13 protein-coding genes are annotated in these 15,447 nt (G+C 44.4%); 2 read left to right on the top strand and 11 right to left on the bottom strand.

The annotated features are described in order from the left end of the window. Positions 1 to 286: 286 nt before the first annotated feature. The 11 genes from EE116_RS06440 to EE116_RS06390 form a co-directional block, all read right to left on the bottom strand. A complete protein-coding gene (locus tag EE116_RS06440; protein WP_122873733.1) occupies positions 287 to 814 on the bottom strand; it encodes a threonine/serine exporter family protein in 528 nt (175 codons plus the stop codon). Then, complete coding sequence (locus EE116_RS06435; protein WP_122873732.1) at positions 807 to 1,589, bottom strand: threonine/serine exporter family protein; 783 nt, start codon at positions 1,587 to 1,589, stop codon at positions 807 to 809. The genes EE116_RS06440 and EE116_RS06435 overlap by 8 nt, the downstream gene beginning before the upstream one ends. Further along, on the bottom strand, positions 1,586 to 2,053 hold the full coding sequence (locus EE116_RS06430) for a DUF4149 domain-containing protein (protein ID WP_122873731.1): 468 nt from the start codon (positions 2,051 to 2,053) through the stop codon (positions 1,586 to 1,588). Before EE116_RS06430 ends, EE116_RS06435 begins: the two co-directional genes overlap by 4 nt. Positions 2,054 to 2,208: 155 nt before the next feature. Further along, on the bottom strand, positions 2,209 to 3,057 hold the full coding sequence (gene prmC / locus EE116_RS06425; RefSeq protein ID WP_122873730.1) for a peptide chain release factor N(5)-glutamine methyltransferase: 849 nt from the start codon (positions 3,055 to 3,057) through the stop codon (positions 2,209 to 2,211). Then, positions 3,044 to 4,249, bottom strand: coding sequence for a M48 family metallopeptidase (locus EE116_RS06420; RefSeq protein WP_122873729.1), 1,206 nt, complete (start codon positions 4,247 to 4,249; stop codon positions 3,044 to 3,046). The genes prmC and EE116_RS06420 overlap by 14 nt, the downstream gene beginning before the upstream one ends. An 8-nt stretch (positions 4,250 to 4,257) precedes the next feature. Continuing rightward, entirely contained in the window at positions 4,258 to 5,388 is a 1,131-nt protein-coding gene (locus EE116_RS06415) for a WD40 repeat domain-containing protein (protein WP_122873728.1), read from the bottom strand. Positions 5,389 to 5,393: 5 nt separating this feature from the next. Then, complete coding sequence (locus EE116_RS06410; protein WP_122873727.1) at positions 5,394 to 6,755, bottom strand: sodium-dependent transporter; 1,362 nt, start codon at positions 6,753 to 6,755, stop codon at positions 5,394 to 5,396. Positions 6,756 to 6,924: 169 nt separating this feature from the next. Next, positions 6,925 to 8,865 carry a BCCT family transporter gene (locus tag EE116_RS06405; RefSeq protein ID WP_122873726.1) on the bottom strand — a complete coding sequence of 647 codons (1,941 nt, stop codon included), beginning with the start codon at positions 8,863 to 8,865 and terminating at the stop codon, positions 6,925 to 6,927. A gap of 138 nt (positions 8,866 to 9,003) precedes the next feature. Continuing rightward, positions 9,004 to 10,461, bottom strand: coding sequence for a DKNYY domain-containing protein (locus EE116_RS06400; protein WP_122873725.1), 1,458 nt, complete (start codon positions 10,459 to 10,461; stop codon positions 9,004 to 9,006). Then, positions 10,458 to 11,972 (bottom strand): DKNYY domain-containing protein, encoded by a 1,515-nt coding sequence (locus EE116_RS06395; protein WP_122873724.1) that lies wholly within the window; start codon positions 11,970 to 11,972, stop codon positions 10,458 to 10,460. Before EE116_RS06395 ends, EE116_RS06400 begins: the two co-directional genes overlap by 4 nt. Further along, positions 11,966 to 12,184: a hypothetical protein gene (locus EE116_RS06390; RefSeq protein ID WP_122873723.1), complete on the bottom strand. Its 219-nt coding sequence runs from the start codon at positions 12,182 to 12,184 to the stop codon at positions 11,966 to 11,968. The genes EE116_RS06395 and EE116_RS06390 overlap by 7 nt, the downstream gene beginning before the upstream one ends. Positions 12,185 to 12,781: 597 nt before the next feature. Between EE116_RS06390 and EE116_RS06385 the strand changes: the two genes are divergently transcribed. Further along, positions 12,782 to 14,218, top strand: a complete 1,437-nt coding sequence (locus EE116_RS06385; RefSeq protein ID WP_122873722.1) for a catalase — start codon at positions 12,782 to 12,784, stop codon at positions 14,216 to 14,218. Next, on the top strand, positions 14,215 to 14,703 hold the full coding sequence (locus EE116_RS06380; RefSeq protein ID WP_122873721.1) for an ankyrin repeat domain-containing protein: 489 nt from the start codon (positions 14,215 to 14,217) through the stop codon (positions 14,701 to 14,703). Before EE116_RS06385 ends, EE116_RS06380 begins: the two co-directional genes overlap by 4 nt. The last annotated feature ends 744 nt before the right edge of the window (positions 14,704 to 15,447 follow it).

Raw genomic sequence — 15,447 nt, 5'->3', positions numbered from 1 at the left:
TTAAATTTAGATTTTAAGATAAATCGGTAAATTTGAGAAAAAATTTAGGGTAAAGATAAGGAAGGATATCAAATTTAGCTCCCGTTTCGAGAGCTAAATTTAATCCAAATTTGAACGCAAAAAAGATAAGCGGAAGTATCTTGCGATGAATTTAAATGTTTTCTACTTCGCTATGCTTGCAGCTAAATAGAAGAAGTAAATTTCCTCCCAAGACTAGACATATAGTCTGTCGCAGGGCAAAATTTTCTAGCCTATTTAAAGACGCTTAAAAGACGCCGCACAAAATTTACTTTTCGCTGGGCTTTCTCGTCGCCAGATCGCACTTGGCGCCTCTGGTTATCATCAACGACTGATCGTAAAACAAAATAAGCACCACAGAAACGCCCACGCCAAGCGCTAGCGAGACAGTCGTGGTCGTGATCGCGTTATCGAAAAATATGATTAGATATTCATTTTTCTTAGCGATATCAGGCTCGTTTAGAAACGAAAACAGCGCCAAGATGCCCTTATACGCATAGACTCCCGGTACCATCGGCAAAAGTGCGGGAAACGCGATGATTTCGGCCGGCACCTTAAGCCGTTTGGCAAAGAGCATACCTAAAATCCCGCTTAAAAAAGAGACGATAAGGGTGGCTACGCTGATGTTAAAAAATCCCATCTGCATGATCCAAAAGCGGCTAGCGTGCGCAAATGCCGCAAGTAGCGCACAAAAGGCGAGAGTTCTTTTTGGCGGAGAGCTAGCGTAGGCAAAGCCAAGCCCCGCCACCGCGGCAAAAGCGCCGTCTATAAGAGTCGCAGTCAAAAGCTCAAACATGTAAAATCTCCGCATTGCTAAGCGAGAGCGTGATATAGACGCCCACTGCTATGCAAAGTATCAGGATGCCCGTACTCACGGCCCTGCTGATACCCACAAGCGTGTTGTCGTTTAGGATATCAAAGACCGAGTTTATGAGAAAAACGCCCGGCATCAAAAATAGTATCGACGAGCCGATCGCCACGTCGCTAGTGTGCGTAAAGCCGTAAAATACGCCAAGATAGGCGATAAACGAGACCGCAAACGAGACTAGGACGTACTGGATTTTTAAATTTACGCCCATTTTAGCAAGCGCAAATCTAAGGCTATAGCCGACCAGAGTCGCGAAAAATACGCAAGCTACCGAGCCCATATCGCCGCCAAAAAGCTTGCAAAAAGCCGCATTTGCAAAGCTGATCAAAATAAGCGAGCTTGCAAATTTATTCGCTCCTATTCGCATGACGCCCTCAAACTGCTCTTTGGCCTCGTCTAGGCTCAAATTTTCATCCAAGATCCGCCAGCTAAGCGACGAAAGCTCGGAAATGCGGCTAAAGCTCACCTGCCCCAGCGGGATCTTTTTTACGTAGGTTCGGCGCAGGGAGTTATCGGCCGAGTCCATGACGCTAATCGTAAAATACTTCACGAAAATCGTCACGCTAACGTCGTAGCCGTAGCGCCTAGCCACGCGGTCTACGCACTTTTCGACGCGCGCGGTGTAGGTGCCCGCGCTCACCATCTCCGCCGTGTAGTCAGAGAGAAAATCGGTTAAAATTTGGATGTCGGGCTTTGCGCTCATTTTTCGGCAATTTTAAATTTGATAAAAAACAAAGCTAGCTGCGCAAACAGCATCAGCTTCATCGTCCACTCGCTAGCCGCGTGCATCTGCCTAAACTCGGCCGTCTGCGTCGCCGCCTCGCCAGCCGTCTGCGCGTCCATGACGAAAGGCGTGAAGTAAAATACGAACGAGAGCGCAAGGGCTAAATTTATCGCGCAAAGCATACCCATGCTAAATTTAGCGGCGAATTTGACGCTAGATCTAAACGAAGCAAGCTCGTAAAGCGCGGCTATGACGCTAACGGCCAGCAAGGCGTAGTTAAATTTGACAAATATCGTAGCCATCAGTTTGCCGCTTTGAAACTGCGTGAGTACGCCCTCGCCAAGTATGCTCTGCGGATAAAAAATCGTCGGCGCAACCAGAGCGCCCAGAGCCAGCTCCGTGCCGATGAGCGCGCCAAGAAGCAAAAAATAAACGCTTTTCATAATTTTCCTTTTTTTGATTTACTGCCCGCATTTTAGGGTTATAGCATTTAAAATTCGCTAAATTTGAGTTAGAAGAGCGGGAATTTGCAAGCCCAAAATTTGATGCAAGCTCGGTCAAATTTGGTTTTTCGGCAAAGTCCGAACCGCGTGCAAATTTAAAAATTCGCAAATATATTTTTAGCGACGAATCCGCGGTCAAATCCGGCTAAATCCTGATAAAACTCTGCCTCGAAGCCGTTAAATTTAAGCGCGTTTTGCATGCTTTCTCGCTGATCGTAGCCTATCTCGCAGGCCAGGTATTTTACGCCGCGATTTTTAGCAACGAGGATAATGTTTTTTAAGATCTCATCGCCAGCCGCGCCGCCAAAGAGCGCCTCGTGCGGCTCATTTAGTACGAATTTATCAAGCCTGTAGTCCCGCGAGATGTAGGGCGGATTTGAAACGAGCAGGTCAAATTGCCCGTAAATTTGATCCAGATACGCGCATTTTACGAACTCTATCCTATCCTCTACGCCAAATTTCGCCGCGTTTTGCCGAGCTAAATTTAACGCCTCGTCGCTGATATCGGAGGCTATGATTTTAGCGTTTGAGTTTAGTGCGAGGCAAATGCTGATTATCCCGCTTCCCGTGCCTATCTCGGCAACTAGCGGCGGCCCCTTTGGGGCGGGTAAATTTGATAAAATTTCAAGAGATTTTTCAACTAAAATTTCAGTCTCGGGGCGTGGGACCAAAACACCCTTTTTTACGCTAAAGCTAAGTCCATAAAAGCCCGCCTCGCCCGTGATATACTCTAGCGGCTCGTGATTTGCAAAGCGTTTTGCCAGCGCGAAAAACCCCTCCGCGTCCTCTAGCTCGCGGGTTAAATTTAAAAATATCCACTCGATTTTTACGCCGAGGTGTCGCATCAAAAGCGCCTTGGCTACGCGCGCGGGATTTGCGCCGTTTATCTCGCACGCTGGAGTTATCTGCGAGGCGGCGGCTTTTAGCGCGTCATTTATCGTCATTTTCCAGCTTGCTTATACGCTCAAAGAGGCTTGGATGCGAGTGATAGAAAAAGGCGTAGAGCGAATGAGCCTTCGGGAAGGCCTTGTTTTCGGAGCCTAGCTTTTTTAGCGCGCTTATCATGTCGGCCTTGTTTGAAACCTCGCCAGCGAATTTATCGGCGCCAAATTCGTTTGCGCGGCTAAAATACGAGCTAATAGGCGAAAATAAAAATCCGAAAATTGGCGAAAAAAGCAGTAAAAACACGATCACTCCGCCGCCTGCCGGGCTGAGCCCTAGGGCGTCGTACGCCGAGTCAGGGATGTTGCCAAATATAAAAAACATCACAAAAAGCATAACCGCGCTTAGAGCGATCATTTTTAGGATATCTTTGTGCTTAAAGTGCCCCAGTTCATGCCCCAAAACGGCGATTATCTCGGCAAGACTTAGTTTTTTAACAAGCGTGTCAAAAAGCACCACGCGCTTAGTCGCGCCAAGGCCGCCAAAATAGGCGTTTAGACGGTTGTCGCGCTTGCTAGCGTCTATCGTAAAAACGCCGCTACTTTTAAAGCCGCACTGCATCAAAAGCCCTTCTATACGACTTTTTAGCTCACCCTCTTCCAGTGGCTGCATCTTGTTAAAGATAGGCGCGATTAGCGTCGGGTAGATGAGATTTATCACGAGCGCGACTCCAAAGCTCAGCAAAAACGCCCAAAACCACCAAAAATCGCCCAAAAATCCAATGCAAAGCAGCACCAGCCATACAAACAGCGTGCCAAACACCAACGTTAGCACAAGCGTTTTAGCTAGATCGAGCGCGAAAATTTTAGGCGTTACGTTTGAAAAGCCGAGCCTTTTGTCTTTGACGAAGGTTTCGTAGATATTTAGCGGTAGCTCCAGCAGCGACGAGATGATCAAAAAGCTCATCACAAAGATGATATGATCTCGCAGTTCTCCCGTTTTGTAGGCGCTCTCATACAGCTCGCCCAGCCCCCAGCACGCCCACATCACAAATATCGCGGCGTGATAAAACAGGCTTGTTATCTCAAATTTTTGATTCGTTATCGCGGCTGCGGCGGCGGTTTCGTATTCATTCTGCTCTAGCACGACGGCGGGCTTTTTCGCCTCCGAGCGGATGAAGTTTATCTGCAAAATCGCCAAAATCGCCTTTGCGGCGACGTAAAAAAAGTAAATTCCGAGTAAAAAATAAAACATATTTTTCCTTAAATTTTATAAAGGCTAAAGCAGCCGTAGTCGGTGCGCACGGCCAAAAATTCCTCGCCGTTTATGTGCTCAAATTTCGCCTCGCAGCGCTTCACGACGTGCGAGAGCTCAAAGCTAAGCTGCAAATTTCCGCTTTTTAGGTCAATGACGCGGGCTTTGTCGTAGCTAACTAGCGCGAGTCGCGAACCGTCCGCGCTAATGCAAAACTCGTCCGCTTCGGTGCATTCGCCCTGCAACCACGCGGGCTTTAACCGCTCGCCGCTTACAGCATCAAGGCAACCTAGCTTGCTCGTGTAGCGCTCCTTGCCCAGCACCGAGCCGTCCGCTAAAAAGCAAATTTTATCAAAAATGCCAAAATCGCCTCTGATCTCGTTTAAAATTTCTCCATTTAGCGTGCTTAAAATTTTGATCTCGTTTTGCTTGCAGCAAAGCGCGAGCCGCGTGCCGTTAGCGTCGAGCGCAGCACAAAGGATCGGCGAGTAGTTTTTCATTTCGGATTTGTATTCGGCCAAAGGCGAAATCTCGCCGCCGCGCAAAGTAAAAATTTGACCAAACATCGCAAACGCCGCCGTATCTTTCGCAACGCAAACGAAACTCGTAAATTCTTTGCTATTTTTAAAGCTCAACCCTTGAGAGAGATCGTTAAATTCGCCGCTCGAGGGATCAAATTTGAATATAAAATGATCCAGATCCAAAAGCAAAATTTCGCCCGCGCGCTCCGCCTGCCACGCAAGCGGCTTTGGCAAGAGGGTCTGCTGCTTTACGGCGCCGCTCGCGTTCAGCCTGACGAGAAAATCATCCAGTGCGCCGCCCTCTTTGTAGCCGCCGCATTTATAGACGAAAAGATCATCGCCAGCGCCCGCAAAGGCTAGCGCGCCCGTGTATCCGCCGCCGATATATACGTGCAAACTCGCTTCGCCCGCTTTTGCGTCCGCGTTTTGCAGGACGTAGCCTTTTTTTAAGCTCTCCCACTCCTTTTTCACGCAGGCTTTTTGCGCTTCGCCAGCGCTAGCAAACTCCTTTTGCGTCTGCCTCGTTTTGCCGTTTTTGATGCTCTCGCTAAGTAAAATTTGACCCTCTACGCGCAAATTTAGGCGATCGCCGTTAGATAAATTTACGAGACTTGCCATCAAATTTACTTTAAAAAATTATCGTAAAACGAGCTGATAAAAAGCACCAAAATGATAAACGGTACGACAAATTTGATATACCAAAACCAGATATTTACGAGTTTTGCGTATTTTTCGCTGCCTTGCATTATCTCGCGTTTGGCTTCGTCTTTTAGCACCCAGCCGACAAATATCGCGCATCCTAGCGAAGTCAGCACGAAAAATATCGTAGCGCTGATGGCGTCGTATGCGTCAAAGATATTTTTACCGAAAATTTTAACGTCCGCAAGCAGATTCGTAGCCATCAAGGACGGTAAATTTCCAAATATAAATATCGTGCCTAGCACCAGCAAAATCGCGCTTTTGCGTTTGATTTTAAATTTCTCCTGAAGCGTCGTGATGATAACCTCGTAGATCGGCAGCGAGGTCGTGAGCGCGGCGATCATCAGCAGCGCAAAAAACGCGACTGCGAAAAATCCGCCAAAAGGCATATGCGAAAAAACGATCGGCAAGCTCTTAAACACGAGGCTTGGGCCGCTATCGGGCGAGACGCCGTAGCTAAAGAGCGACGGAAATATCATAAAGCCCGCAAGCACGGCGATGAGGGTGTTTAGGATGCCCGTGATGATCGAGATTTTAACCAGCCCTTCGTCCTTTTTAACAAAGCTTGAAAGCGTAATCATCACGCCAAAACCAAGCGAAAGCGCGAAAAATACCTGCCCCAAAACCTCGACAAAAAGCTTTAAATTTATCTTTGAAAAATCTGGCGTGAGGTAAAATTTAATTCCCTGCGCCACGCCATCTAAGGTCAAGTTTTTTACGATCATCACGATCATCAGCACGAAAAGTAGCGGCATGAGGTACTTCGCCGAGCGCTCTATACCGCCGACTGCGCCCTGCACCAAGATCGCGTAGTTTACGAGCACGAACACGAGCGTCGCAAAGCTAATAGCCAGCGGATCGCTCACGATATTTTGCTCGTAAAACGCGCTCGTAGCCTCAAAGCTCAGCACCTGCGAGAGATCGAGCATACCAAATGCGATCTGCGCGATGTAGTTTAGCACCCAGCCGCCGATAACCATGTAGTATGCCATGATGCCAAATGCCCCAAGCAGCCCCATCCAGCCCACGATTTTCCATGCCGGATTTATATTTTTACCGCCAAATGCGTCCACGGAGTTGCATTTTAGGCGTCTACCGATCGCATTTTCAGCCAAAATCATCGGTATACCGATCACGATCATCGCGATGCAAAACACGAGCACGTAGGCGCCGCCGCCGTTTTGCCCGACCAGATACGGGAAACGCCACGTCGCGCCAAAACCGACCGTAGCTCCTGCAACGGCTAAAATGTATGTGAGTTTTGAACTCCACGATTTTCTATCCATCTGTATACCTTTGTGAAAAAGAGAGATTATATAAAAATTTTATTTAAAGTTTTTAGAACCATCTTTAAAATTTAAAACAAATCCGGATTAAAATTTGTAAATATTATTAGAAAAAGGCTACTTGGCATAAATTTAAAGGCGTAAATTTATGCAAATTTACGCCAAATTATTATTTTCTAACTACATGCAAGAACTGCATATGTTTGCGGTATTGCTCGATGACGTCGTTTATCAGCGTGGCCTCGCTCCAACCAAGCACGTCGTAGTCTTGACCGCCCTCTTTTAGATATACCTCGGCTCTGTAGTAAAGATCGTCGCCTTCAAGCTCTCTAGTGTAGTCCGGGCTCTGGCTTTTGGTGAGATATACGCCGTATCTAAAGTCCATCTCGTCGCCAAGCCCGACGTTTAAATTTACGAAATTTTCAGCTTTTGTTACATTTGCCTCAAGGCCGTTTTTGGCAAATTCATCTTTTAGCTCGTTAAAGGCTTTTAGCACGACTTCGTTTAGAAATTTACTGCCGTCTTTTTTGCTAGGTAGCGTGATGATCGCACTTAGACGCTCTTGCCACGGCTTTGAAAGATCGCTAAGAGGCATGTTGTTAAAGTTATTTGTCTCTTTTTTGGTCACATCGACGCGCAGCGCCTTAAATAGCCCGTAAATGGCGCCAAGTAGCACTATGGCAAACGGCAGCGCCGTAGCGATAGTAAGCGCTTGAAGCGAGCCAAGGCCGCCGGCTAGCATCAAAAATGCCGCCACGACGCCCACTGTAACGCCCCAAAAGACCTTTTGCCAAACCGGCGTATCGTCCTTGCCGTTTGAGCAAAGCATGTTCATCACGATCGCCGCTGAGTCGGCCGAAGTGACGAAAAATATGACGATCATAAAGACCGCGATCGTGCTTAGCACGCCTGAGAAGCTAAATTTTTCTAAAAACATAAAAAGCGCCGAAGCCGAGTCGGAATTTACGGTCGTAGCAAGCTCGCTAAATCCGCCCTGAACAAGCGCGATCGCCGAGTTACCAAAAAAGCTCATCCAAGCAAAGGTAAAACCAGTTGGCACGAAAAGTACGCCGATCACAAATTCTCTTATCGTCCTGCCCTTTGAAATTTTGGCGATAAAAAGCCCCACAAACGGCGACCAAGATAGCCACCAAGCCCAGTATAGCAGCGTCCAACCGCCAAGCCAGCTCTCATTTTGCCTCTCGTAGGCGTAGAGGTTAAAGGTGTTTGAAATAAGCGTCGAGACGTAGTCGCCGCTATTTTGCACAAACGACTTTAAAAGCTGCGTCGTATCGCCTAAAAATAGTATCAAAAACATAAAACATATAGCTAGCGCGATGTTTGAGTTTGATAAAATTTTAATCCCTTTATCTACGCCGCTTGCCGCTGAGATGGTCGCTGCAAAACAAAGCACGATAAGAAGCGTGATATGCATAGTCGGCAGGCCAAAAACGTGCGTAAGGCCCGCATTTACCTGAAGTACACCGTATCCTAGCGATGTCGCCACGCCAAATAGCGTCGCCACGACGGCAAATGTGTCGATAGCGTTGCCTATCTTGCCGTAAATTTTATCTCCGATGATCGGATAAAACGCCGATCTAAGCGTGAGCGGCAAGCCGTGTCTATACGAGAAAAAGGCGAGAATTAACGCCACGATAGCATAGACCGACCATGCGCCCATACCCCAGTGAAAGAAGGTGATATTCATCGCAAGTTTTTGCGCTGCGATAGTTTGCGCGTCGCCGAGCGGCGGATTTAGATAGTGCATGAGCGGCTCGGCCACGCCAAAAAATACAAGCCCGATGCCCATGCCGGCGGCAAAAAGCATAGAAAACCACGAGATATTTTTGTGCTCCGGCTTTACGTGATCGGCTCCCAGTTTGATCTCGCCAAGCTTGCTAAAGCCAAGGATGATGATGCTTAGAAGTATGACGGCGACGGCCAGGATGTAAAACCAGCCAAATTTGGCCGCGATGTAGTTTTGCATACCTTTAAAAAACTCATTTGAGAAATTTGGAAATATTGCTGCAAATGCCGTTATTAAAAATATGACAACAAGCGATGGGATAAACACCGAGTTGTTAAATTTAGACCTTTGAAATTTGATCATTTTTCTCCTTTTTGTAAATTTCAGCTTCACTTTAAAATAACAAAAAAGAGTAAATATGTCAAATTTACTCCTTAAATTTTTGGCTAAATTTAAGGAGTAAACCACTGCAAAAAGGCGTTTTGAAAATTTACATCAAATTTATATGAAGTCTCTTTTTGCGCTTCTAGCTTTTGTCACTCCAAAAATGATCGCAACGATAAAAGCGATGCCAAATGTGATATAAAGTATGATGGTCGGCTTTTCTACCTCGATGCGAGATATCGCCACCTCCTCGCCGCTAGCAGGTACTAGCGCGCCGGTTTTTATAAGCTCGTAAATATCTTTTGCCTCTAGATTCTTGCCCTGAAAGTGCGGCGGCCTGGTTAAAATTTCAACCGCTCCAAGATCAACCACCTCATAAACGCTATGCTTTATGCCATAAAATGGCTTTATCTTGCTAAAAAAATAGAGCTTATCGCCGTTTGCATATACAGCGCCATACTCGCCATCTTTTACCAGCCCTATCTCACGCCAAGAGCTATTTGGGGCAAATTTATATAAAGAGACTGTTTGCGCCACTAAGTGCCTGCCGTGCTTTGAGCGCTGCCACTCTTCGCCTTGCTGTAAAAAATACGCTGAACTCTCATCTACAAAAACGTCAGCAAAGAGCCTTTTTAACTCGCCTTTTAGCTGGTAGTCTGAAATTTTAGCCTGTTCGTTTTTACTGCCATCCCAAAAGTAAATTCCATCTTTGCTGGCAAAAAGAGGCCAAAACGAGTGCACGTTATCCACGCTATAAATGGCGCTATAAGGCATATTTTGGGTGCTAAATTTACGCTCATTTGCAAACGCCGCCCCACTTTTTGGCTCAAAAAGATATTCTATATCGTGCTTTGGGTCGTAGCATATCTGGCGCGTCCCATCTGTGTAGCTTGTATCAAGCTTATAAAAGCCTAAAAATAGGCTTTTGCCGTCTGTGTAATATCCGCTAGGAGCGCCATTTTCTGCCGTGATGTATCTTAGCTCGCTAGGCTGCGCGTCAAGCTTTTCGCCCTTGTAGTAAAGCGTGCCGCCATCTCTTGCAAAGCCAGCGTCAAATATAGGCTCTAAATTTGCACTTTCAACCAGCTTTGTCCTATAAAAATATGAGCTATCATCGTAGCTTTTTATAAAAACGTGAGCAAGGTTTTTCATAATGGCACTAAATTCGCTAAATCCCGCCTCTTTCTCGCTTCTAGTGCTGCAATAATAGCTTATCTTGCCGTCACTTATATAGCCATTGCCAAGCACTTTGGCACTTTTTGGATCAAGACCAGGCAAAATTTCTCTAGCGCAATAGACGCTGTTTTTATCAGCCGCCACGTTTGAGTAATCATACGCGTGTTTTAGCTTTAAGACCCTAAAACTAGCCTCATCGACGCCTTTTAGCTCATACTTGCCACTACCTGAAATTTGAACGTAAATTTTACCCTCAGGCGAGCGGTAAAACTCGCTACTATCAATGTTTGAAAAGCCTCTTTGATACTCTCCCTCACACCACAGATAAAGCATTGCCAAAACAAAACATAGCGTCAAAATGACAAAAAGAAAAAGTATCTTAGTCGCAATTTTTCTCATAATCTATAATCATCTACCCTTTTTTTAAGCTTATTTGCTTGCTTTTTATTTTTAAAAATAGCGCCAACCACCGAGACTATAAATGCAATGGCTAAAAATATCCAGTAGGCATATTTTTGCGAGTAATCATCAAAGTCGCTTATCGCATCGATCACCACCTCGCCTTCAGTCGGCGTCATAGCGCCTTGATCTACCATTTTTACTATCTCATCAAGTTTTAAATTCTTAACATTTGAGTCATAAGGACGAGTGAGAATTTCAACCACGCCAAGGTCGTTTATATCATAAACACTGCTGTTAAAACGCCAGCCGTAGCCAACATTATCAAAATAATATGTCTTATCGCCGTTTGCATAGACCGCTCCGTAGCCATCGTTTCTTACAAGACCTATCTTTCGCCACTGCTCTTTTGTATCAAGCCTTACGATAGACGTGTGGCGCGAGCTTAGGCTGTGGTTATTTTTTGTGTTGTGCCAAATTTCATAGGTTTTTAAAAAATATGTCTTGCCATCACTTATCACCACGTCGCCATATAGCGGCGTTATCTCGCCTTTAAACGGATCATCGCCATCCCTTACAAACTCACCCTCATCTATGCTGTTATACCACTGCCACTTTCGCTCCCAGTGATAGATACCGCCTTTACCGCGAAAAAGAGCGTGATAGGCGTGCTTATCTTCTAGGTTAAAAAGTGGCTCGTATGGGGCAAATTTTGGGTCAAATTCATGATCATTTGCATAGACCATGCCAGAATTTGGCTCATAAAGATAGTGAATGCGCCATATCTCGCCGATATCACGCATTTGTGGGCTAAATTTGATCCCTAATTTTGTGCTGTCATAATAGACATTTTCTCCGTCAGTCGTAAAATGCACGCTCTTTCTGCCAGATACCTGCTCGATATATCGCATTTTGCTGGCATTTGCGCGATCTAGCTCTTTGCCCTCATGATAGACCTTTACTCCGTCGCTTGCATAGCCAAAGCCCAAGATCGCTGCTAAATTTGTGTTATTAACCTCTCTAAATTTATAGATATGAGTTTGCGCTTTTGGAGTATTAAACATTTTATGTGAGAAGATGTCCCAAAACTCTTTAAGTGCGGATATTTCGAGGTTTGTCTCGCTTACGCTATCGCAAAAATATGTTATCTTGCCATCGCCAAAGTAGCCATTGCCAAGCGCTCTAACGCCATTTGGATCAAGCCCGCTCATCACGAGATTACCGCAATACACCGCCTTATCGCTAGCGCCAACGTTTCTGTTGTCGTATTTGCCGGTGTCAATGTATCTAAATTTACTAGCCCTCACGCCTATTAGCTCAAATTTACCGCCGCTTGGCACCATGGCATAGACCTTGTCATCTTTGACGTAAAAAAAGCTATTATTTAGCTCTTTACTATCGCCAATATCGTCATCTAAAATAGAAACTAACCCAAAGATAAAAAAGTAGGTAGCAAAAAATATTACAACAATGGCGATCATTACGGAAATTAGCGGATGTTTTTTTAACATTTTAGCTCCTCGGCGATCTCAAGCACTTCAAAATAGTCGTTTTCAAGCTCTTCTAGCTCGTTATAAAGCGCGGTAAGGCCTACTTCTTGATAAATTTTAGAGTCGCTTGCTAGCAAAACGCCGCTCTTTTCATTTATGCTAAAATTTATACCGTTTAAAATTTCATCTGCGCCATTTTTTTTACTAACGTCTATCAGGTCATTTAATACCATTTTCTCTCATTTTTAAAATTTTTCGCGATTATATCAAAAGCGAGCTAAAACCAAATTTTGTTATAATCGCAGCATAAATTTATACTTTTAAGCAAGCGCTTTATGAATCTTTCTATGAAAAAATTATTAATTCCTATATTTTTTAGAGATAGTCTTAAAACTAACGATACAAAAGACGCAATAGAGTAAACCGATCACCGGTAAATATTTATTTGGCTCAATTAAACTTAAGAAATTCTCTTTCTTCTTCCTTTTAAATTTAGATAATCTACGCTTAGTACGAGTGAAGTTGAATTAAAACCTCTTTTCTTTTAGTTCAATAGCGTTATTTTCAAATTTTAGTCAAATTAGATACTTTTGAGACCTCTATATCCATAGGCTACGTACTTATTTTTACTTCGCTACGTTTGTTATTTTTAAGAACGCAGCTCTCATCGCAACCTACTGCTTCCTTGAATGTAGTTAAGTTATAGATAGCCTTTTTCTATAGCTCCAAATTTATAAGATTATTTATTAGTAATTTTTATTATTTAATAAAAATTTTATTCTAAATAAGTATAATTCCGAAATAACAATTTTTATTAAAAAGGAAAGAATATGAAAAAACTAACTACCACTTCAGGCAATCCGATAGCCGACAATCAAAACTCGCTCACCGCGGGCAGCCGCGGCGGCATAATGCTGCAAGATTATCAACTACTTGAAAAGCTAGCCCACCAAAACAGAGAACGCATCCCGGAAAGAGCCGTCCATGCAAAAGGTAGCGCTGCGTACGGTACTCTAGAGATCACGCACGATATCTCACGCTATACCAAAGCAAACGTCTTGCAAAAAGGCGAGAAAACGAGGCTGTTCCTGAGATTTTCTACCGTAGCCGGAGAGGCCGGAGCGGCCGATGCCGAGCGCGACGTAAGGGGCTTTGCGATTAAATTTTACACAAAAGATGGTAACTGGGACTTGGTCGGAAACAACACTCCAATTTTTTTCATCAAAGACCCGTATAAATTCCCCGATTTCATCCATACTCAAAAACGCGACCCGCGCACGCATCTACGTTCAAACGAAGCCGCTTGGGATTTTTGGAGTTTGAGCCCTGAAACTATGCATCAAGTTACGATTTTAATGAGCGACCGCGGCATACCTGCTAGCTACCGCCATATGCATGGATTTGGCAGCCACACCTATAGCTTGATAAATGACAAAAACGAGAGATTCTGGGTCAAATTTCACCTCAAAACTCGTCAAGGCATTAAAAATTTAACCAACGATGAAGCCGCGCAAATAATCGCAAAAGACAGGGAGAGCAACCAAAGAGACCTCTTTGAAAGCATAGAAAAAGGAGATTTTCCAAGTTGGGATTTTAAAATCCAAATAATGACCCAAGATCAAGCAAAAAGCGTCAAATTTAACCCGTTTGATCTAACCAAAACATGGTCGCATAAGGAATTTCCGCTTATCGACGTTGGCGTCATGACGCTAAATGAAAATCCTAAAAATTATTTCAACGAAGTAGAGCAAGCCGCATTTAGCCCGTCAAATATAGTCCCTGGTATCAGCTTTAGCCCCGATAAAATGCTTCAAGCCAGAATCTTTAGCTATCCGGACGCTCAAAGATACCGCATAGGCACGCACTACGCGCAGCTAAGCGTAAATCGTCCGATAAGCGAAATAAACACCTACGTCGTGGGCGGTGCGATGAATAACGGAATGTATGAACTCGACGACAAGGCCTACTATGAGCCAAACAGCTTTGGCGGCGGCAAAGAAGATAGAAGCCTGCTAGAGCCTGATATAAATTTAGAAGGCGCAATGCAAAGATACGACCATAGAGCCGAGGATCAGGATTATTACTCACAACCTAGAGCGCTTTTTGCACTAATGAACGATAGCCAAAAATCACAGCTTTTTAGCAATATCGCAGAGAGCATGGCTGGTGTGAGCGAAGCGATAAAAGAGCGCGCAATAGGGCATTTTGAGCAAATCTCGCCAGAGTACGCAAACGGCGTCAAAGCAGCGCTAAAGGCTAAAATTTGACAAATTTAACGCAGGCTGAAGAGCAAAGATATAGCGAACTTTGCGCCATGGCGCTTGATTTTGCCAGACAAGACGAAGCAGACGAGCTAGAAAAAATGATAAAGGCGGGGCTTAGCGTAAATTTAAAATCAGCCAAAGGCGATACGCTTTTGATGCTGGCTAGTTACAACAATGCTCTAAATACCGTAAATGTGCTGCTCTCAAACGGCGCTAGAGTAGATGAACGCAACGATCGCGGGCAAACTCCGCTTGCGGGCGCTGCGTTTAAGGGGCACTTAGATGTAGTAAAAGCGCTAGTTGATGCTGGGGCTGATATCGAAGCAAATAATGGTCTGGGCATGACGCCTTGGGCTTTTGCGGTGATGTTTGGTAGAAGCGAAACGGCAAAATTTTTACTTAGCAAACGTAAAAAAGAAAATATATTTCAAAAACTAGCGGTTAAATTTTTAGAAATTTTTAGCAACAAGAGTGCAAAAACTGCCTAAATTTAACTCATTTACAACCTTCTAAACTCCGTCTGATTTACGGCGGGGTTTAGAAACTTTAAGACAGGCGGCTAAAAATAGACAACGGTAACGTATTTTTGCAAATTTGCTCAATTTTAAGCAACAGCATGTGCAAGGCTGATTTGCGGCGATTACGCAAGCTTGTAAAGGGTTAAATTTAGCGGCTCTGTTAGTCCAAAACGCCAAATTCTATGTACCCTTCCATCGCGACAAATAAAAAATCGGGACTGCAAAAATAGCAATACTCGGGGATATTTTCAACCGTAAATTTTAAGAAATCGTAAAAATACTCGGACGCAATTTTAACTCCTGCGCCGGTTAGATTGTCGCGGACATAGTTTATCTCGCCGTTTAAAATTTTACTTTGTACACTTGGATTTGAGCTTAGAAAATTTTTAATATCGGCAAAATTTTTGTAACCAGCCGTTTTATAGTCTTTTAAAATTTACAAAACGGGCTTTAAGCCGACAAAAGTAAAATTTCGCTCTATAAACTCCGGCTCCATCGTCACTAACACGCCACTTTTGACCTAAATTTGACAAAAAAGCAAGCATTTCATCACTCGCTGAAATGAAATTTGAAATTAGATTTTTCGGGCTCAATTGTTTCCTTTTGCAAGATTGGCGTAAAATTTGGCAATCCGCTTGCTTGTTTTGTAAATTTCACACGCTAAACTTGCGGCAAAGAATTCGCAAAAACCGTAAATTTAAACAAAAAGGCGTT

This window comes from Campylobacter showae (assembly GCF_900573985.1).
Taxonomy (GTDB): Bacteria; Campylobacterota; Campylobacteria; order Campylobacterales; family Campylobacteraceae; genus Campylobacter_A; species Campylobacter_A showae_E.
The sequence above is the reverse complement of the archived record's forward strand: the minus strand, read 5'-3'. Positions and strand labels throughout refer to the sequence as shown.

Excerpts from the sequence above, each read along its gene's own strand:
- EE116_RS06420 (WP_122873729.1), bottom strand. The coding sequence starts at position 4,249 with ATGTTTTATTTTTTACTCGGAATTTACTTTTTTTACGTCGCCGCAAAG.
- EE116_RS06410 (WP_122873727.1), bottom strand. The coding sequence starts at position 6,755 with ATGGATAGAAAATCGTGGAGTTCAAAACTCACATACATTTTAGCCGTT.
- EE116_RS06400 (WP_122873725.1), bottom strand. The coding sequence starts at position 10,461 with ATGAGAAAAATTGCGACTAAGATACTTTTTCTTTTTGTCATTTTGACG.
- EE116_RS06385 (WP_122873722.1), top strand. The coding sequence starts at position 12,782 with ATGAAAAAACTAACTACCACTTCAGGCAATCCGATAGCCGACAATCAA.
- EE116_RS06415 (WP_122873728.1), bottom strand. The coding sequence starts at position 5,388 with ATGGCAAGTCTCGTAAATTTATCTAACGGCGATCGCCTAAATTTGCGC.
- EE116_RS06430 (WP_122873731.1), bottom strand. The coding sequence starts at position 2,053 with ATGAAAAGCGTTTATTTTTTGCTTCTTGGCGCGCTCATCGGCACGGAG.
- EE116_RS06390 (WP_122873723.1), bottom strand. The coding sequence starts at position 12,184 with ATGGTATTAAATGACCTGATAGACGTTAGTAAAAAAAATGGCGCAGAT.
- EE116_RS06435 (WP_122873732.1), bottom strand. The coding sequence starts at position 1,589 with ATGAGCGCAAAGCCCGACATCCAAATTTTAACCGATTTTCTCTCTGAC.
- prmC (WP_122873730.1), bottom strand. The coding sequence starts at position 3,057 with ATGACGATAAATGACGCGCTAAAAGCCGCCGCCTCGCAGATAACTCCA.
- EE116_RS06405 (WP_122873726.1), bottom strand. The coding sequence starts at position 8,865 with ATGATCAAATTTCAAAGGTCTAAATTTAACAACTCGGTGTTTATCCCA.
- EE116_RS06395 (WP_122873724.1), bottom strand. The coding sequence starts at position 11,972 with ATGTTAAAAAAACATCCGCTAATTTCCGTAATGATCGCCATTGTTGTA.
- EE116_RS06440 (WP_122873733.1), bottom strand. The coding sequence starts at position 814 with ATGTTTGAGCTTTTGACTGCGACTCTTATAGACGGCGCTTTTGCCGCG.